The following is a 17,374-nucleotide window of genomic DNA, read 5'->3' on the forward strand; positions in this document are numbered from 1 at the left end:
GGCGTTGACGCTGTGGTAGAAGTACACTCGCGTGGGCGACGTAACCTGCTGCAGCTGTCGCCGGCGCCACGATCGCAGGACTACAGATCGCAGGGGAGACGATGGACGAACCGAGGATTCTGCGCGACGACGCGCTCACCGGCCGGGACGAGGTCGGAGACGTGGTCGTCGACTGGGCGGTCGTCTGCCATGTCGGTCGGGTTCGCGAAGCCAACGAAGACGCCGCGCTGGCCGTTCCCGGACGGTACATCGTCGCCGACGGCATGGGCGGCCATGACAGCGGCGAGCTGGCGAGCGAGGCGGCGCTGCTGACTCTGGCACAGGCACCGGTGGGGGAGAGTTCCGCCGACACGCGGCGGGACATCGCCGAGTTGCTGGAGAAGGCGCAGGAGCGGATCGGTGAGTTCGGCACTGAGACCGGCCGGCGCGCGGGCACCACAGCCACCGGCGTCGTTCTGGCGATCGAGGACGGTGTTCCGAACTGGGTCGCGTTCAACATCGGTGATTCGCGCACCTATCTGTACTCGGCGGGCGAGCTGCGCCAGGTGAGCGTCGATCACTCCCAAGTGCAGGAACTCGTCGCCGCCGGATATCTGACGTCCGAACAGGCCCGTGTCGACCCGCGCCGGAATGTCATCACTCGTGCGCTCGGTGCGGGCATGACCGTTCCCGTCGCCGATTACTTCGCCTTCGCCGCAGCCGACGGCGACGTGGTGCTGCTGTGCTCGGACGGGCTCGACGGCGAGTTGAGCGACGACGAGATCGCCGTGATCCTGGAGGCCTCGCCCGACAACGAGGTCGCCGCCGCGGCTCTGGTCGAGGCCGCCCTGGAGTCGGGGGCGCACGACAATGTCACGGTGGTGGTCCTGTCGGCGACACTGCCGTCCGCCGCCGCCGAACCGGACCCGAACGCGACTGCGAGCCAGTGACGGTGCGACCGGAAGCGAGCACCACCTTCGTCGAGTACTGCGGCGAGCGGATGCCCGTGCTTCCCGGAGCACCGTTCTACATCGGCCGTGAGGCCACGCTGACCGTCGACGACAACCCCTATCTGCACCGCCGGTTCCTCGTGCTGCACGACGAGAACGGCATGTGGTGGCTGACGAATCTCGGGACGCATCTGTCCGCGACGGTGACCGCCGCCGACCTCGGCTTCACCGCGACGCTCGGTCCGGGCGCGCGGATGCCGCTCGTGTTCGGTCGCACCAGCATCGTCTTCACCGCCGGCCCGACCACCTACGAGGTACAGGTGCAGGCGGGCTCGCCCGACGTCTCCGCACCCACCGTGGAGACCCTGGTGGGCGGTGACACCACGCGCGGGGTGCCGAATTTCACCGAGAGCCAGCGGCTGGCGATCCTGGTGCTGGCCGAGGCGATCCTGAAGCGCGACGGTACCGGTGCCAGCGCCATCCCGAGTTCGGCGCAGGCCGCGGCACGCTTGGGTTGGCCGCTGACGAAGTTCAACCGCAAGCTCGACAATGTGTGCGACAAGCTCGACATGATCGGTGTGAGCGGCATGCGGGCGGGCGGGGGCAAGCTGGCGACCAACCGCAGGTTGCGGCTCGTCGAGTACGCTCTCTCGACCCGGGTCATCAGTCGTGAGGATCTCCCGCTCCTCGACGCGGAGTACGCGCGCAATCAGGCCTCTGAACAGCAGTGATGGCATGGGGAGTTCTCCCCATCGACGGATCTGGCCGAGCCCCATAGCGTTCTCTTCAACAGCCGCGGAACAGTGAGTTCCAGCGCCGAGAAAGGGAATTCGAGATGACCGTCACCGCAATCGCCGCCGCTCCTGCCGCCGCCCCCGCCGCCCGCGAGGCCGCACGCACCCGCCACTCACGCGGACCGGGTTCGGCGAGCAGCGGCGCCGCGTCGGCCGTCGACCGTCGTCGCCGGGAGGCGCTCGCCCGGCTCAGCGCCCGGGTGATGCCGTTGCCCGGCCGCCCGCTGTACGCCGCGCCCGCTCCCGCCACTGCGGGCCGGCAGGCCGACGCGGCGGTTCCGGCGGCGCGGCTGCCGCAGCCGACGCTCACCGATCGGGAGGTGGAGGTGCTGCGCACCTGGCTGATGCTCGATTCGAAGCCTGCGGTCGCCGAGGCGCTGTACATCTCGCTCGGCACGGTCAACACCCATCTGACCCGCATCCGGGCCAAGTACGCCGAACTCGGCCGTCCGGCCTCCACCAAGGCCGCGCTCGTCGCCCGTGCGATTCAGGACGACATCGTCGACATCGACGAGCTCTGAGGCCCGGCCAGTCGCCGGTGAACCTGCCGGTCCTACCGGTGCCGCAGCATCGGCACGTCGAGACCGACCGGCGGCACGCCGAAGGCGTCGACGAGCGTCTGAGCGTGCGGCCGCAGGTCGGCGCAGAGTTCGTTGACGCCGCGACGGACGGCCTTGGCGCGTTCCACGCTGACGTGCCGGTGCATGAGGAACCACGACAGGTCCTCTTCCAGGACCGAGTAGACGAACAGGTCGCGGACCCGCTTGAGCAACCGGCGGGTCTCGCGGTCCTGGACTCGTCCGATCACCTCGACGAAGGTCTCGAGAACGATCCGCTCGATGTGCGCCTGCCCGACCTTGATCAGGTGATCCTGGGTGTCGGTGAAGACCGCTACCGGATCGGCGTCGTCCTCGCGGGCGCGTCCCAGCCGTCCCGCGACCGTCCGGGTGAGGTGATCCTCCCGGTTGCGGAGCAGCCTGAGCTGAGTTCCGGGGTGTGTGAGGGCGCTGTTCTCGGGGTCTCCGTCGGAGCCGTCGAGCAGGGTCTGCACCACCTGCCGCGCCGCGGTCTTCTCCAGCGCGACGCTGCCTGCCATGTTGGCGACGAACCTCACCCATCCCACGGGGTCGAGGTCGCGGATGTCGTCCGCGTACGAGGTGAGCTGCTGCTTGGCGACGAGTTGCGTGAGTACCAGGTTGTCGCCCTCGAAGGTGGTGAAGACGTCGATGTCGCCGCGGAGCAGGGGCAGCAGATTCTCCGACAGGTACCCGGCGCCACCGCAGGCTTCGCGCGCCTCGGAGATCGCGCGCTGGGCCAGCGCCGTGTGACCGGCTTTGATGGCGGCGGCCTTGGTCTCCAGGCGGCGCATGTCGGCCGGGTCGACGGTGTCCGGGTCCGCGGTCTGCAAGTCGTGGAGTTCGGCGGTGACCTCGTTCTGTGCGAGTGCGAAGGCGTATGCGCGCGCCACCAGGGGGAGAAGCCGTCGCTGGTGTGTGCGGTAGTCCATCAGCAGCAGTTCGCCGTCGCCGCCGGGCGCCTGAAACTGTCGGCGGACCAGGGCGTAGTTCACCGCGAGGGCCAGGCCGAAGCGTCCCGCGGCACCGGCCGAGGCGCCTACGGTGACGCGGCCGCGGACCAGGGTGCCGAGCATGGTGAAGAACCGGCGGTTGTCGGACTCGATGGGGCTGGAGTACGTGCCGTCGGCGGCCACGTCGCCGTACCGGTTGAGCAGGTTGGCGCGCGGGACACGGACGTGGTCGAAGGCGATCCGGCCGTTGTCGACCCCGGGGAGACCGCCCTTGTAGCCGCAGTCGGAGGTGGTGACGCCGGGGAGGTCGGCGCCGTCGGCGTCCCGGATCGGCACGACGAAGCAGTGGACGCCGCGGCCGACCGGTTCCTCGCCCGGCCCGCCGGTGACGAGCTGTGCGAAGACCGCGGCGTAGCGGGCGTGGGCGGCGGCCCCGCCGATGTAGTCCTTGCGCGAGTTCGGCGTCGGCGAATGGATTTCGAACTCTTCGGTGTCGGGTCGATAGGTGGCGGTGGTCTCCAGGTGCTGGACGTCGGATCCGTGGCCGGTCTCCGTCATCGCGAAACAGCCGAGTACGTCGAGGTCGATGAGGCCGCGGACGTATTCGTCGTGGTGGCGTGCGGTGCCGAGGTTCTCGATGGCTCCGCCGAACAGGCCCCATTGGACGCCGGCCTTGACCATCAGCGAGAGGTCGCCGTAGCCGAGGGTCTCGATGGCGGTGACGGCTGCGCCCACGTCACCGGTGCCGCCGTGCTCGGCCCGGAAGCCGGCAGCGGGGAAACCGAGGGCGACCATCTCCTTCATCTGGCCGAGCACGCGGGCGCGATAGTCGTCGAGGGACAGTCCGGACTGGGGGAGCAGTGCGTGAGTCTGGATGTGGTCGCGCACGGTGTCGCGGGTGGCGGCCCACCGCCCGTCGAGGACGGTGCGCAACCGGGCGGCCAGATCCGCTCCGGTGTCGTCGGTGCCGGCGTCTGCAGAACTCGTCTCGGGGCTCATGCCCTGACCCTACCGAGGGGTTGCCGACGCCGGGAGCGGAGCGGAGTGCGTGGAGCGGCGTGCGCGGGTCTCGGCAGCTGGTGCGATAATCGCCGGGTGGCGAGCATTGAAGAGATTCTGGCCGTGGAGCGGATCGACAACGACATCTATCGCGGCGGTTCCTTCCCGAGCCAGCTGCGCAGGACGTTCGGCGGTCAGGTGGCCGGGCAGGCCCTGGTGGCCGCGACCCGGACAGTGGACCGGGAGTTCGCCGTCCACTCGCTGCACGGCTATTTCCTCCGGCCGGGAAGGCCGGACGAGCCCGCGGTGTTCATGGTCGACCGCATCCGCGACGGGCGTTCGTTCGTGACCCGGCGGGTGACCGGCGTGCAGGACGGCGAGGCGATCTTCTCGATGTCGGCGTCGTTCCATGTGACCCACGACGAGGGCATCGAGCACCAGGATCGGATGCCCGAGGTGCCGGACCCGGAGTCGCTGCCGGGCCGCGAGTCGGCGGACGACAGTCAGAGGGCGCTGCTGGAGGAGTGGGCGAACTTCGACATCCGGATCGTCGGTCAGGCGGAGACCTCCAGGTATCCGGGGCTGGCCGCACAACAGCGGGTCTGGTTCAAGTACCGGCTCCCGTTGCCGGACGACCATCTGCTGCACGTGTGCACTCTGGCGTACATGAGTGACATGACGCTGCTGGGGTCGTCGATGACGGTGCACCCGGGGGCGAAGGCGCAGACGGCCTCGCTCGATCACGCGATGTGGTTCCTCCGGCCGTTCCGGGCCGACGACTGGCTGCTGTACGACCAGACCTCGCCGTCGGCGGGCGGCGGGCGGGCCCTGACCCAGGGCCGGATCTTCGACCGCTCCGGCCGGATGGTGGCCGCGGTGACCCAGGAGGGACTGACCAGGTCGGTCGCTACCGACTCGGCCGCGTCGATCATGAGGCAGGACCGGTGAGCGTGCGGATCGGTGTGCTCGCTCTGCAGGGCGATGTCCGCGAGCACGTGGCGGCGCTGGCCGCGTGCGGTGCCGAGGCGGTGCCGGTGCGCCGGGAATCGGAGCTCGACGCGGTGGACGGCCTGGTGATCCCCGGCGGCGAATCGACGGCGATGAGCCGGCTGCTCGGTGTGTTCGAGCTCTACGACCCGCTGGTGAAGCGGTTGCGTGACGGGCTGCCCGCGTACGGCTCGTGCGCGGGGATGATCATGCTGGCGTCGAAGATCCTCGACACCCGGCCGGACGCCCGGCATCTCGACGCACTGGATGTGACGGTGCGGCGCAATGCGTTCGGGCGTCAGGTGGAATCGTTCGAGACCGATCTGAGCTTCGCCGGCATCACCGACCGACCGGGGGCGCGTCCGGTGCGCGCCGTGTTCATCCGGGCGCCGTGGGTGGAGGAGACCGGGCCGGGAGTGCAGGTCCTGGCGACGGTGGACCGCGGGCCCGCGGCGGGGCGTGTCGTCGCCGTACGGCAGGGAAACGTGCTGGCCACGTCGTTTCATCCGGAGGTCACCGGCGACGTGCGCGTGCACGAGTTCTTCGTCGATATGGTTGCCACAGCGTAGAATCTGCCCGTGCCCTGACAGGCATCGCTGACTTTTCACGAAGGGAACACCACAATGAGCGGCCACTCCAAATGGGCCACCACCAAGCACAAGAAGGCTGTCATCGACGCCAAGCGCGGCAAGATGTTCGCCAAGCTGATCAAGAACATCGAGGTGGCGGCTCGTACGGGTGGTAGTGATCCGGCAGGCAATCCGACGCTGTACGACGCGATTCAGAAGGCGAAGAAGTCGTCGGTCCCGAACGACAACATCGAGCGCGCACGCAAGCGCGGCGGCGGTGAAGAGGGCGGCGGCGCCGACTGGCAGAACATCACCTACGAGGGCTACGGCCCCAACGGCGTCGCCATCCTGATCGAGTGCCTGACCGACAACCGCAACCGTGCCGCGACCGAGGTCCGGGTGGCGATGACCCGCAACGGCGGCAACATGGCCGACCCGGGCTCGGTGTCGTACCTGTTCACCCGCAAGGGCGTGGTGACGTTGGAGAAGGGCGATCAGACCGAGGACGACGTGCTGATGGCCGTGCTGGACGCGGGTGCCGAGGAGGTCACCGATCTGGGTGATTCCTTCGAGATCGTCAGCGAACCCGGTGATCTGGTCGCCGTGCGCACGGCGCTCCAGGAGGCGGGAATCGACTACGACTCGGCCGAGCCGGACTTCCGCGCGTCGGTCGAGGTGGCCGTCGACGCCGAGGGCGCGCGCAAGGTGATGAAACTGATCGATGCGCTGGAGGACTCCGACGACGTTCAGAACGTCTACAGCAATGTCGACATCAGCGACGAGGTGCTCGCCGAGCTCGAGAACGACTGATAGAGTCTCGAACAAGTGTTCTTACCGCTGCGCTGCAGCGGAGGATGCCGTCGTCGTGCCGATCGGGTGCGACGACGGCCTTGATCGGGAAGTGAGGCGCGAGTGCGAGTCATGGGCGTCGACCCCGGCCTCACCCGATGCGGAATCGCGTTGGTGGAGGCGGGAACCGGCCGCAGAGTCACCGCGCTCGACGTCGACGTGGTCCGCACCCCGGCCGACATGGAACTGGCCGAACGGCTGCTTGCGATCCACGTGGGCGCCGTCCACTGGATCGACACGCACGGACCCGACGTCGTGGCGATCGAGCGGGTCTTCGCGCAACGCCAGGTGAGCACGGCGATGGGTACGGCACAGGCGGCGGGCGTGATCGCGCTGGCCGCCGCGCAACGCGGGATCCCGGTGCGGTTCCACACGCCGAGCGAGGTGAAGGCCGCTGTCACCGGCTCCGGCCGGGCGGACAAGGCGCAGGTGACGGCGATGGTCACGCGGATTCTCGGAATGCAGACGCCGCCGAAGCCGGCCGACGCGGCCGACGCGCTCGCGCTGGCCATCTGTCACTGCTGGCGCGGTCCGGTCAACGATCGCATGGAAGAGGCCGCCAAGCGGGCGCGCGAGGCGCAGAACCGTCATCGCGCCCGGCTTAAGGCGGCACAGGAGGAGGCCCGCGCTGTGCTGGGCGGAGAGGCGGCGTCGTGATCGCGTCCGTGTCCGGCGAGGTCATCGACATCGCGCTCGATCACGCTGTGATCGAATGCGCCGGAGTCGGCTATCGCGTCTTGGCGACTCCGCCGACTCTCGGGTCGCTCAAGCGGGGGACCACGGTGCGGCTCCTCACCGCCATGATGGTGCGCGAGGACTCGATGACGCTGTACGGCTTCACCGATCCCGAGGCGCGCGACCTGTTCGGGTTGCTGCAGACGGTGACCGGCGTCGGTCCGCGTCTGGCGATGGCGACGCTGGCGGTCCTCGAGCCGGACACCCTGCGGCGTGCGCTGGCCGATTCGGATGCGAAGGCGCTCACGGCGGTTCCGGGGATCGGCAAGCGGGTGGCCGAACGGCTGGTGGTGGAGTTGCGCGACAAGGTGACCGCTGGACCGGCGTCGTCGCAGGCGGGAGTCTCGGTGCCTGCCGGAGCCGGCGCCCAGGTCACCGAGGCTCTCGTCGGCCTCGGCTTCACCGAGGGCGCCGCGCAGAAGGCCGTCGCCGCGGTACTCGCCGACAACGCCGACGCCGACTCGTCGGCTCTCCTTCGCGCCGCGCTCACCGCCCTCGGGCCGCGTCGATGAATCCGGAGGAAGACTTCCTGGCGGCCGGTCCCATCGCGGGCGACGGTGACCTCGACGCGAGTCTGCGGCCGTCGAGCCTGACCGACTTCATCGGGCAGCCGCGCGTCCGCGAACAGCTCGAACTGGTGCTGCACGCGGCGCGGGCGCGGGGCCGCACGCCCGATCACATCCTGCTGTCGGGGCCTCCCGGGCTGGGCAAGACGTCGCTGGCGATGATCATCGCCGGCGAGATGGGGGCGGCGATCCGCATCACCTCGGGCCCCGCGCTGGAGCGGGCGGGCGATCTGGCGGCGATGCTGTCGAATCTCGTCGAGGGCGATGTGCTGTTCATCGACGAGATCCATCGCATCGCCCGGCCCGCCGAGGAGATGCTGTACCTGGCGATGGAGGACTTCCGCGTCGACGTCGTCGTGGGCAAGGGCCCGGGCGCCACGTCCATCCCGCTGGAGGTGGCGCCGTTCACCCTGGTGGGCGCCACCACGCGATCCGGCGCACTGACCGGCCCGCTGCGCGACCGGTTCGGATTCACCGCGCACATGGAGTTCTACGAGACCGGCGAGCTGGTCCGGGTGCTGCAGCGGTCGGCGGCGATCCTCGGGATCGCCATCGAACCGGAGGCTGCGGCCGAGGTCGCCGGACGCTCGCGCGGAACACCCCGGATCGCGAATCGGCTCCTGCGGAGAGTGCGGGACTACGCGGAGGTCCGCGGCGACGGCCGCGTCGACCTGTCGGCCGCGCGCGCGGCGCTGGCGGTGTACGACGTGGACGAACTGGGACTGGATCGGCTCGATCGCGCGGTACTCGGCGCTCTCGTGCGCGGCTTCGGCGGGGGGCCGGTGGGCGTCTCGACGCTCGCCGTGGCCGTCGGCGAGGAACCGGCCACGGTGGAAGAGGTGTGCGAGCCGTTCCTGGTGCGCGCCGGAATGATCGCGCGGACTCCGCGGGGCCGTGTCGCCACCGCGGCGGCCTGGCATCACCTGGGTCTTCAGCCGCCGGCGGGTGCGATGGACCGAGTACTCGGGGTCCGCGTGCGCGAGGACGGCACCGGAACCCTCTTCGACTGACGCACGTCACGCCGTCGGACGGGCGGTCGCGCGACGCGATCGGTCGGAGCATGAATCAGAATCGCGACGCGAGCGCCACCTGTGAGTCTCGCGCCCGGCGGGCCTGGCACACTGGTCCCCATGGAATCGTTGATCCTCCCGTTGATGCTGGTCTTGATGGCCGGCTTCATGTTCTTCAGCATCCGCAACCAGAAGAAGCGTGCGGCCGCTATGAACGAGATGCAGAACTCCCTCGAGGCCGGTGCGCGCGTGCAGCTGCATTCGGGTCTCTTCGCCACCGTGGTCGACACCGGCGACGGTGACAGCGACGTCGTGAAGCTCGAACTCGCTCCCGGTGTGGTGACCGAGTGGAACCGGCTGGCCATCCGCGAGGTCGTGACGCCGGAAAGCGAGGCCACCGATGAGGCCCCCGAGGCGGAGACCACAGCGCTTGAGACCACCGCGATCGAGACATCAGAGATCGTTCCGGACGCGCCGGCGGCCGACGAATCGCGCGACGAGAAGAACGAAGCGAAGCCCGAAGAGAAGTAGACGACCCACGTGACTAAACCCAATCGACGCGCCGCCGGCACCAAGCTGCGGCCCGAGGTTGCACCGTGGAAGCCGCTCACGGTGTTCTTCGTCGTCCTCGGCATCATCTATGCGCTGGTGTTCTTCACAGGCGGCGGAAGCCCGAAGCCCAAACTCGGCATCGACCTGCAGGGCGGCACCCGGGTGGTGCTGACCGCTCGCACCGACGACGGCAAGGCGCCCTCGGCCGAACAGCTCGACCAGGCGCGCCAGATCATCGACCAGCGCGTCAACGGCCTCGGCGTCGGCGGCTCGGAGGTCGTCGTCAACGGCAGCACCATCGTCATCACCGTGCCGGGTGACGACGGCAAACAGGCTCGTGCGCTCGGTCAGACCGCGCGGCTCTACATTCGTCCGGTCGTCGAGCAGCAGCCGGCGACCAAGCAGAAACCGGATCCGACGGCCAAGAAGGTCGCCGATATGACGCCGGAGGAGCAGACCGCGGCCATCGACGAGCAGCGCAGCCTGCGGCAGGCCCCGGCGAACGCCGACAAGGCCACCCTCGACAAGCTCCGACAGGAGATGGGCAAGCTCGACTGCTCGGCGTCGGCCAACGACCCGCTGGTGGGCCACGACCGGCCGGACGAGTACCTCGTCACCTGCGGTGACAAGGACGGGATGGTGTACCTGCTCGAGCCGATGCTGATCGACGGCCGCGATATCGCGAGCGCGAAGGCCGGGCAGAACCAGACGGGCGCGTGGACGGTCAACGTCGATTTCAAGGGCGACGGCAAGAAGACGTGGGCCGACTACACGGGCAAGCACGTCGGAACCCAGACCGCGGTCACGCTCGACACCCGGGTGCTGAGTGCGCCGTCGATCAACCAGCAGATTCTCGGCACCACCGAGATCAGCGGCTCCTTCACCCAGGACGAGGCGAACCAGCTGGCCAACGCGCTGAAGTACGGTTCGCTGCCGCTGTCGTTCGCGATGTCGGACGCACAGACGGTCTCGGCGACCCTCGGACTGCACTCGCTGCAGGCCGGCCTGATCGCCGGCCTGGTCGGCCTGATCCTGGTCCTGATCTACTCGCTGATCTACTACCGCGCGATGGGCTTCCTGTCGGTGCTGTCGCTGATCCTGGCCGGTGCGATGGTGTACGGCATCATCGTGCTGCTGGGCCGCTGGATCGACTTCACGCTCGACCTCGCGGGCATCGCCGGTCTGATCATCGGCATCGGCATGACCGCCGACTCGTTCGTGGTCTACTTCGAGCGCATCAAGGATGAGATGCGTGAGGGCCGGACGGTGCGGTCGGCGGTGTCCCGCGGCTGGCAGAGCGCGCGGCGCACGGTCTGGACCGGCAACGCGGTCAGCTTCATCTGCGCGGCGATCATCTACCTGCTCGCCGTGGGGGCGGTGCGCGGATTCGCGTTCACCCTGGGCTTGACCACGCTGATCGACATCGTCATCGTGTTCCTCGTGACGCACCCGCTGGTCGTGCTCGCGAGCCGGAACGAGTTCCTTTCCCGACCGGCCGTCAACGGCCTCGGCGCGGTATCGGAGGTGGCGCGGGCTCGTCGCAAGGCGAGCGCAGCGGCACGTACCTCCGGCTCCGCCGCTGATCGATCAGAGGGGGAGTCGCAGTGAGCGACAAGACGACCTCAGACACGTCGCGCTCCGGCACGGCGCCCGCGGACTGGGCCGACGCCGACTACGTCGCGGCCAAGGACCAGTCCTTCCTCTCCCGCCTGTACTCCGGCACCGGCGCCTTCGACGTCGTCGGGCGGCGCCGCCGCATGTGGTACGTCATCTCCGGCGTGCTGATGCTGATCTGCATCCTGTCGATCGCGATCCGCGGGTTCACCTTCGGCATCGACTTCGAGGGCGGAACCCAGGTGTCGGTGCCCGCACGCGCCGGCGTCACCACGAGCGAGGTGTCGAAGGTCTTCAGCGACACCCTCGGCAAGGACCCGCAGTCGGTTCAGCAGGCAGGCAGCGGCAACTCCGCGACCATCCAGCTGCGCACCGAGACGCTCACGACCGAGGAGACCGGCAAGCTCCTGCACGCGCTCGGCACGGCCTTCGAGCCGGAGGTGACCCAGGCCGATGTGAGTTCCTCCGACGTCAGCTCGACGTGGGGCAAGGAGATCACGCGAAAGATGCTGATCGCGCTCGCGGTGTTCCTGGTAGTGGCGTTCATCTACATCGCGATCAGATTCGACAAGGAGATGTCGATCGCGGCGATGGCCTCGCTCATCTTCGACCTCGTCGTCACCGCCGGCATCTATTCGCTCGTCGGTTGGGAGATGACGCCCGCGACGGTGATCGGCCTGCTGACGATCCTCGGCTTCTCCGTCTACGACACGGTGGTGGTCTTCGACAAGGTCGAGGAGAACACCAGATCGGTGCTCGCGACCACGCGCCGCACATACGCCGAGCAGACCAACCTCGCGGTGAACCAGACGCTGATGCGCTCGATCAACACCACGGTGATCTCGATCCTGCCGATCATCGCGCTGATGGTGGTCGCCGTGTGGATGCTCGGTGTCGGCACGCTGAAGGATCTGGCGCTGATCCAGCTCGTCGGCGTGGTCGTCGGCACCTTCTCCTCGGTCTTCCTCGCCTCGCCGCTGCTGGTGACGATGAAGGAACGGTCGACCGACATCAAGCGGCACACGGCCAAGGTCCTCGCCCGCCGAGAGAAGGTCTCAGCATGATTCACCCGCGGCTGCGCCGTGCCGCAGCTCTGCTCGCGGTCGGTGCGGCCGCGGGTGGAGCACTCGTCGCGTGCGGCGGCGAGAAGCGGTCGGACGTGGACTACCTCATCGACGCACGGGTGTCGTCGTACAACGTCAACACCGTCGACGCGCACGCCGACGGCGCCCTGATGGCGCTGACCCGCGTGCTCCCGGGCTTCTCCATCGTCGGCCCGGAGGGCCAGATCCTCGCCGATCGGGACGTGGGCACCGTCTCGCAGGAACAGGGCGAGGCCCTGACTCTGCGCTACGACTTCACACCCGCCGCGGTCTACTCCGACGGCACCGCGCTCAGCTGCGACGATCTGTTCCTGGCGGCGACCGCGATGGGCGGCTCGGTACCGGGTTTCGACGCCGCCACCAACGCGGGCTACCGCGACATCGCGCGTGTGGAATGCACACCGGGCGCCCGGACCGCCACCGTGGTCTTCAAACGCGGCAGCGCCTACGGCCAGTGGAACGAGCTCTTCGGTTCCGGAACGCTGCTGCCCGCGCACGTCGTGGCGCGGCTGGCGGGCGTGCCCAACGTGGTCGACCCGATCCGTTCGGGCGACCGGACCGCGATCGCCAAGATCGCGAAGGCGTGGAACACCGGTTTCGACCTTCGGCCGGGAGCCGCGGTCGAGGCCGACCGGTTCCCGTCCGCCGGTCCGTATCGCATCGACTCGTACACCGTCGACGGCGGTCTCAAGCTGGTCGCGAACGACAAGTGGTGGGGCGCGCGCCCGGCGGCGCAGACCATCACCGTCTGGCCGCGGGGCACCGACGGCGAAGCCGCCCTCGACGGTTCCCGGTCCACCGTCATCGACACCGCCGACCTCGCGCTCGGCGATCGGGTGTCCGGACGCGCCGCGCCCACCACCCCCGTCGACCGATCGACGTTGCGCGAACCGGCTCCGCTGTCGGTGACGCAGCTGGTGTTCGCCGGCAAGGGGGCCGCGGCCGATCCGCTGGTACGCAAGGCACTGGCGTCGTGCATGCCGCGCGACGCTCTCGCCCGCCGCTTCGGCACCAACGGCGTGGTGTGGAATCTGCGCACCGCCTCACCCGCGGATCCTCTGGGATCGTCGCTGAACGTCCAGTACGGCCGCCGGTACCCGCGGTCGGACGTGCCGCGAGCCAAGGAACTGCTGGCCCAGCGTGTGATCGGAGAGAACGGGGCGCGCGCGAAACCCCGGATCCGGATCGGATACCTCGCGAAGTCGCAGGAGAACGCCGACGCGGTCCGGATGATCGCCGACGCCTGCACTCCCGCGGGTTTCACCGTGGAGGACGTCGCCTCGCCCGATCTGTCGGTGACCGCGCTCGGCAAGGACGTCGACGCGCTGCTGCTCTCGGACGGGAGCTTCGCCGCGTCGAGCACCGCATCGGGCTTCCCCGAGGCGTACGCCCTCTTCGGCGGCGACCCGCTGAACCTGTCGGGTTTCCGTAACAAGCAGGTCAGCGACGCGATCACCGAGCTGGCGGCGACGCGCAGCGACAGCGCCCGGCTACCGCTGCTGCGGACGATCGAGACGGCGGCGTGGGACGAATTGCCGACGGTTCCGCTGTTCGGCACCGTCCGCGCACGGGAATCGTCGTCGGTCACGCATGTGGTCCCCGGGCTCGGCGTGTCGGGCACCGGCTGGAACATGGACCGCTGGGGCGTGTCGGGGTGAGCCTCACCGAACGCTCGTCCGACCTGCGGGGCCTCGCGCAGGCCGCGATCGAGCAGCATGCTCGGCTCGTCGCCGACTTCCCTTCGCCCGGTGTCGAATTCAAAGATCTGACGCCCGTGCTCGCCGATGCGGCGGCGTTCGCCGCGGTGACCGGCGCACTCGCCCAGGCCTGCGCGGGGGCCGACCTCATCGCGGGCATCGACGCGCGAGGCTTCCTCGTCGGCGGTGCCGTGGCCCGCGAACTGGGCACAGGTCTCGTCGCGGTCCGTAAGGCGGGCAAGCTGCCGCCGCCGGTCATCGGCGTCGACTACCAGCTCGAATACGGCACGTCGCGGCTCGAGGTGCCGGCCGAGGGGATCGACTTCACGGGGCGCCGTGTCGCCGTGGTCGACGACGTCCTGGCGACCGGGGGGACGGTCGTGGCCGCCACCCGGCTGCTCGAATCCGCCGGTGCGCGGGTCGAGGCGATCGCGGTGATCATGGAACTCGCGGATCTGCCCGGCCGGGCCACGATCGCCGCGGACCTCGGACCCGCTGTTCGAGTGCATAACCTCTGCCGCGGCTGAGTACCATCGCGTTATGAGCGATCCCGACACCAAGCGCCCGGACGACGGTTCACCGCTGAGTTCGCGCCGCGTGCGAGCGCGTTTGGCACGGCGGATGACGGCGCCGCCGCGCAGCGGGGTCGCGCCGGTCCTGGAACCGCTCGTGAGTCTGCACCGCGAGGTGTATCCGAAAGCCGACGTCGCCGTCCTGCAGCAGGCCTATGCGGTGGCGGAGGAGGCCCACTCGGGCCAGTTCCGCAAGTCCGGTGACCCGTACATCACGCATCCACTGGCGGTCGCCACCATCCTCGCCGACCTCGGCATGGACACCACCACGCTGGTGGCGGCGCTGCTGCACGACACGGTCGAGGACACCAGCTACTCCTTGGAGAAGCTCGAGGCGGACTTCGGCGCCGAAGTGGCGCATCTGGTCGACGGCGTCACCAAACTCGACAAGGTGGCGCTCGGCAGTGCGGCGGAGGCCGAGACCATTCGCAAGATGATCATCGCGATGGCGCGTGATCCGCGGGTGCTGGTCATCAAAGTCGCCGACCGTCTCCACAACATGCGCACCATGCGGTTCCTCCCGCCCGAGAAGCAGGCCCGCAAGGCGCGCGAGACCCTCGAGGTGATCGCACCGCTCGCGCACCGGCTGGGCATGGCGACCGTGAAGTGGGAACTGGAGGATCTCGCCTTCGCGATTCTGCATCCGAAGAAGTACGAGGAGATCGTCCGGCTCGTCGCCGACCGCGCACCCAGCCGGGACACCTATCTCGCGCGCGTGCGCTCCGACCTCAACACCGCGCTCGGCGCCTCGCGCATCACCGCCACCGTCGAAGGCCGGCCGAAGCACTACTGGTCGATCTATCAGAAGATGATCGTCAAGGGCAAGGACTTCGACGACATCCACGATCTCGTCGGCATGCGCATCCTGTGCGACGAGGTCCGCGACTGCTACGCCGCGATCGGCGTGGTCCACTCGCTCTGGCAGCCGATGGCCGGTCGCTTCAAGGACTACATCGCGCAACCCAGCTTCGGCGTGTATCAGTCGCTGCACACCACGGTGATCGGCCCCGAGGGCAAGCCGCTCGAGGTGCAGATCCGCACCTTCGAGATGCACCGGACCGCGGAGTTCGGCATCGCCGCGCACTGGCGCTACAAGGAGGGCCGGAAGGGCAAGGGGCGCAAGGCGACCGACATCGCCGAGGTCGACGACATGGCGTGGATGCGGCAGTTGCTCGACTGGCAGCGGGAGGCGGCCGACCCGGGGGAGTTCCTCGAGTCCCTGCGCTACGACCTCGCGGTGAAGGAGATCTTCGTCTTCACCCCGAAGGGCGACGTGATCACGCTCCCCGCGGGGTCGACGCCCATCGACTTCGCGTACGCGGTCCACACCGAGGTCGGCCACCGGTGCATCGGAGCCCGCGTGAACGGGCGACTGGTGGCGCTGGAGCGGGCGCTGGAGAACGGCGAAGTGGTGGAGGTGTTCACGTCCAAGGCCGAGAACGCCGGACCCAGCAAGGACTGGCAGAACTTCGTCGTCTCGCCCCGCGCCAAGGCCAAGATCCGCCAATGGTTCGCCAAGGAGCGCCGCGAGGAGGCACTCGAAGCCGGCAAGGACGCGATCGTCAAGGAGGTCCGCCGCGGCGGTCTGCCCGTGCACCGGCTGGTCTCGGGCGAGTCGATCAACGCGCTGGCCAAGGAGTTCGGCTTCAACGACGTCGATGCGCTGTACACGGCGGTCGGAGAGGGTCATGTGCCCGCGGGACGGGTGGTGCATCGGCTGGTGGCGATGCTCGGCGGCGTCGACGCGGCCGAAGAGGAGATCGCCAATCGGGCTACTCCGTCGTCGCCGACCCGCAGCAGGCAGAGCGGTGACAGCGGCGTCGTGGTCGAGGGCGTCGACAACGTGCTGGTCAAGCTCGCCAAATGCTGCACCCCGGTGCCGGGCGATGAGATTCTCGGCTTCGTGACCCGGGGCGGCGGCGTCAGCGTGCACCGCTCCGACTGCACCAATGCCGACGACCTGCGGTCGCAGCCCGAACGCCTGGTCCCGGTGAGTTGGGCGCCCAACCCGTCCTCGGTGTTCCTGGTCGCGATTCAGGTGGAGGCTCTCGATCGGCACCGGCTGCTCTCGGATGTGACCCGCGTCCTCGCGGACGAGCGCGTCAACATCCTCTCCGCCTCGCTCACCACCAACCGTGATCGTGTCGCGGTCAGCAAGTTCACATTCGAGATGGGCGACCCCAAGCATCTCGGCCACGTGCTGAACGTGGTCCGCAACGTCGAGGGCGTCTACGACGTCTACCGTGTGACGTCCGCCGCCTGACCCGCGCCCCTTGAGGGTTCGGAGGGCGCGACGGGCCTGGTTCAGGGCTATCTGCCTCTTCAGGGTCATCGAGTAGCGGAGGAGCGCAGCGACGGAGCGTGTCGAGATTGCGTGCGTGTGTCTCGATGCGCCGTGTCGCTTCGCTCTCTTGGCTTTCTCGACCGGCCTGGATAACAGGGTTTTCGAGTAGCGGAGGAGCGCAGCGACGGAGCGTGTCGAGATTGCGTGCGTGTGTCTCGATGCGCCGTGTCGCTTCGCTCTCTTGGCTTTCTCGACGGGCCTGGATAACAGGGTTTTCGAGTAGCGGAGGAGCGTAGCGACGGAGCGTGTCGAGATTGCGTGCGTGTGTTTCGATGCGCCGTGTCGCTTCGCTCTCTTGGCTTTCTCGACGGGCCTGGATAACAGGGTTTTCGAGTAGCGGAGGAGCGTAGCGACGGAGCGTGTCGAGATTGCGTGCGTGTGTTTCGATGCGCCGTGTCGCTTCGCTCTCTTGGCTTTCTCGACGGGCCTGGATAACAGGGTTTTCGAGTAGCGGAGGAGCGTAGCGACGGAGCGTGTCGAGATTGCGTGCGTGTGTCTCGATGCGCCGTGTCGCTTCGCTCTCTTG

16 protein-coding genes are annotated in these 17,374 nt (G+C 68.8%); 15 read left to right on the forward strand and 1 reads right to left on the reverse strand.

Features of this window, described 5'->3' with window-relative positions; genetic code table 11:
• The first annotated feature begins 101 nt into the window (after positions 1-101).
• From ACZ5QD_RS04760 to ACZ5QD_RS04770, 3 genes are all read left to right on the forward strand, one after another.
• Positions 102-929, forward strand: coding sequence for a PP2C family protein-serine/threonine phosphatase (locus tag ACZ5QD_RS04760; RefSeq protein ID WP_006896385.1), 828 nt, complete (start codon positions 102-104; stop codon positions 927-929).
• Positions 926-1,660, forward strand: a complete 735-nt coding sequence (locus ACZ5QD_RS04765; RefSeq protein ID WP_006896386.1) for a hypothetical protein — start codon at positions 926-928, stop codon at positions 1,658-1,660. Before ACZ5QD_RS04760 ends, ACZ5QD_RS04765 begins: the two co-directional genes overlap by 4 nt.
• A 104-nt stretch (positions 1,661-1,764) precedes the next feature.
• Positions 1,765-2,244 carry a LuxR C-terminal-related transcriptional regulator gene (locus ACZ5QD_RS04770; protein ID WP_101841577.1) on the forward strand — a complete coding sequence of 160 codons (480 nt, stop codon included), beginning with the start codon at positions 1,765-1,767 and terminating at the stop codon, positions 2,242-2,244.
• A 32-nt stretch (positions 2,245-2,276) separates the two neighbouring features.
• On the opposite strand, the gene ACZ5QD_RS04775 is transcribed toward ACZ5QD_RS04770, so the two are convergent.
• The gene (locus tag ACZ5QD_RS04775; protein WP_412475692.1) at positions 2,277-4,250 is read right to left on the reverse strand and encodes an acyl-CoA dehydrogenase family protein; all 1,974 of its coding nucleotides are present in this window, start codon (positions 4,248-4,250) and stop codon (positions 2,277-2,279) included.
• A 96-nt stretch (positions 4,251-4,346) separates the two neighbouring features.
• On the opposite strand from ACZ5QD_RS04775, the gene tesB reads away from it, so the two are divergent.
• From tesB to ACZ5QD_RS04835, 12 genes are all read left to right on the forward strand, one after another.
• The gene (gene tesB / locus ACZ5QD_RS04780) at positions 4,347-5,198 is read left to right on the forward strand and encodes an acyl-CoA thioesterase II (protein WP_006898334.1); all 852 of its coding nucleotides are present in this window, start codon (positions 4,347-4,349) and stop codon (positions 5,196-5,198) included.
• On the forward strand, positions 5,195-5,806 hold the full coding sequence (pdxT, locus tag ACZ5QD_RS04785) for a pyridoxal 5'-phosphate synthase glutaminase subunit PdxT (RefSeq protein ID WP_045539201.1): 612 nt from the start codon (positions 5,195-5,197) through the stop codon (positions 5,804-5,806). The genes tesB and pdxT overlap by 4 nt, the downstream gene beginning before the upstream one ends.
• A gap of 54 nt (positions 5,807-5,860) precedes the next feature.
• The gene (locus tag ACZ5QD_RS04790; protein ID WP_006898332.1) at positions 5,861-6,616 is read left to right on the forward strand and encodes a YebC/PmpR family DNA-binding transcriptional regulator; all 756 of its coding nucleotides are present in this window, start codon (positions 5,861-5,863) and stop codon (positions 6,614-6,616) included.
• 102 nt (positions 6,617-6,718) lie between these two features.
• Positions 6,719-7,312, forward strand: a complete 594-nt coding sequence (gene ruvC / locus ACZ5QD_RS04795; protein WP_006898331.1) for a crossover junction endodeoxyribonuclease RuvC — start codon at positions 6,719-6,721, stop codon at positions 7,310-7,312.
• Complete coding sequence (ruvA, locus tag ACZ5QD_RS04800) at positions 7,309-7,902, forward strand: Holliday junction branch migration protein RuvA (RefSeq protein ID WP_006898330.1); 594 nt, start codon at positions 7,309-7,311, stop codon at positions 7,900-7,902. The genes ruvC and ruvA overlap by 4 nt, the downstream gene beginning before the upstream one ends.
• Positions 7,899-8,966: a Holliday junction branch migration DNA helicase RuvB gene (gene ruvB / locus ACZ5QD_RS04805; RefSeq protein WP_006898329.1), complete on the forward strand. Its 1,068-nt coding sequence runs from the start codon at positions 7,899-7,901 to the stop codon at positions 8,964-8,966. Before ruvA ends, ruvB begins: the two co-directional genes overlap by 4 nt.
• 120 nt (positions 8,967-9,086) lie before the next feature.
• Positions 9,087-9,497, forward strand: a complete 411-nt coding sequence (gene yajC, locus ACZ5QD_RS04810) for a preprotein translocase subunit YajC (protein ID WP_062367999.1) — start codon at positions 9,087-9,089, stop codon at positions 9,495-9,497.
• Between the two features lie 9 nt (positions 9,498-9,506).
• Positions 9,507-11,126 carry a protein translocase subunit SecD gene (gene secD / locus ACZ5QD_RS04815; protein WP_045539197.1) on the forward strand — a complete coding sequence of 540 codons (1,620 nt, stop codon included), beginning with the start codon at positions 9,507-9,509 and terminating at the stop codon, positions 11,124-11,126.
• Entirely contained in the window at positions 11,123-12,196 is a 1,074-nt protein-coding gene (gene secF, locus ACZ5QD_RS04820; RefSeq protein WP_006898326.1) for a protein translocase subunit SecF, read from the forward strand. The genes secD and secF overlap by 4 nt, the downstream gene beginning before the upstream one ends.
• Positions 12,193-13,893: an ABC transporter substrate-binding protein gene (locus ACZ5QD_RS04825; protein WP_062368001.1), complete on the forward strand. Its 1,701-nt coding sequence runs from the start codon at positions 12,193-12,195 to the stop codon at positions 13,891-13,893. The genes secF and ACZ5QD_RS04825 overlap by 4 nt, the downstream gene beginning before the upstream one ends.
• Positions 13,890-14,459 carry an adenine phosphoribosyltransferase gene (locus ACZ5QD_RS04830; RefSeq protein ID WP_006898324.1) on the forward strand — a complete coding sequence of 190 codons (570 nt, stop codon included), beginning with the start codon at positions 13,890-13,892 and terminating at the stop codon, positions 14,457-14,459. The genes ACZ5QD_RS04825 and ACZ5QD_RS04830 overlap by 4 nt, the downstream gene beginning before the upstream one ends.
• 13 nt (positions 14,460-14,472) lie before the next feature.
• A complete protein-coding gene (locus tag ACZ5QD_RS04835; RefSeq protein ID WP_006898323.1) occupies positions 14,473-16,767 on the forward strand; it encodes a RelA/SpoT family protein in 2,295 nt (764 codons plus the stop codon).
• Positions 16,768-17,374 lie beyond the last annotated feature (607 nt).

The sequence above is a fragment of the Gordonia sp. J1A genome (genome assembly GCF_055393515.1).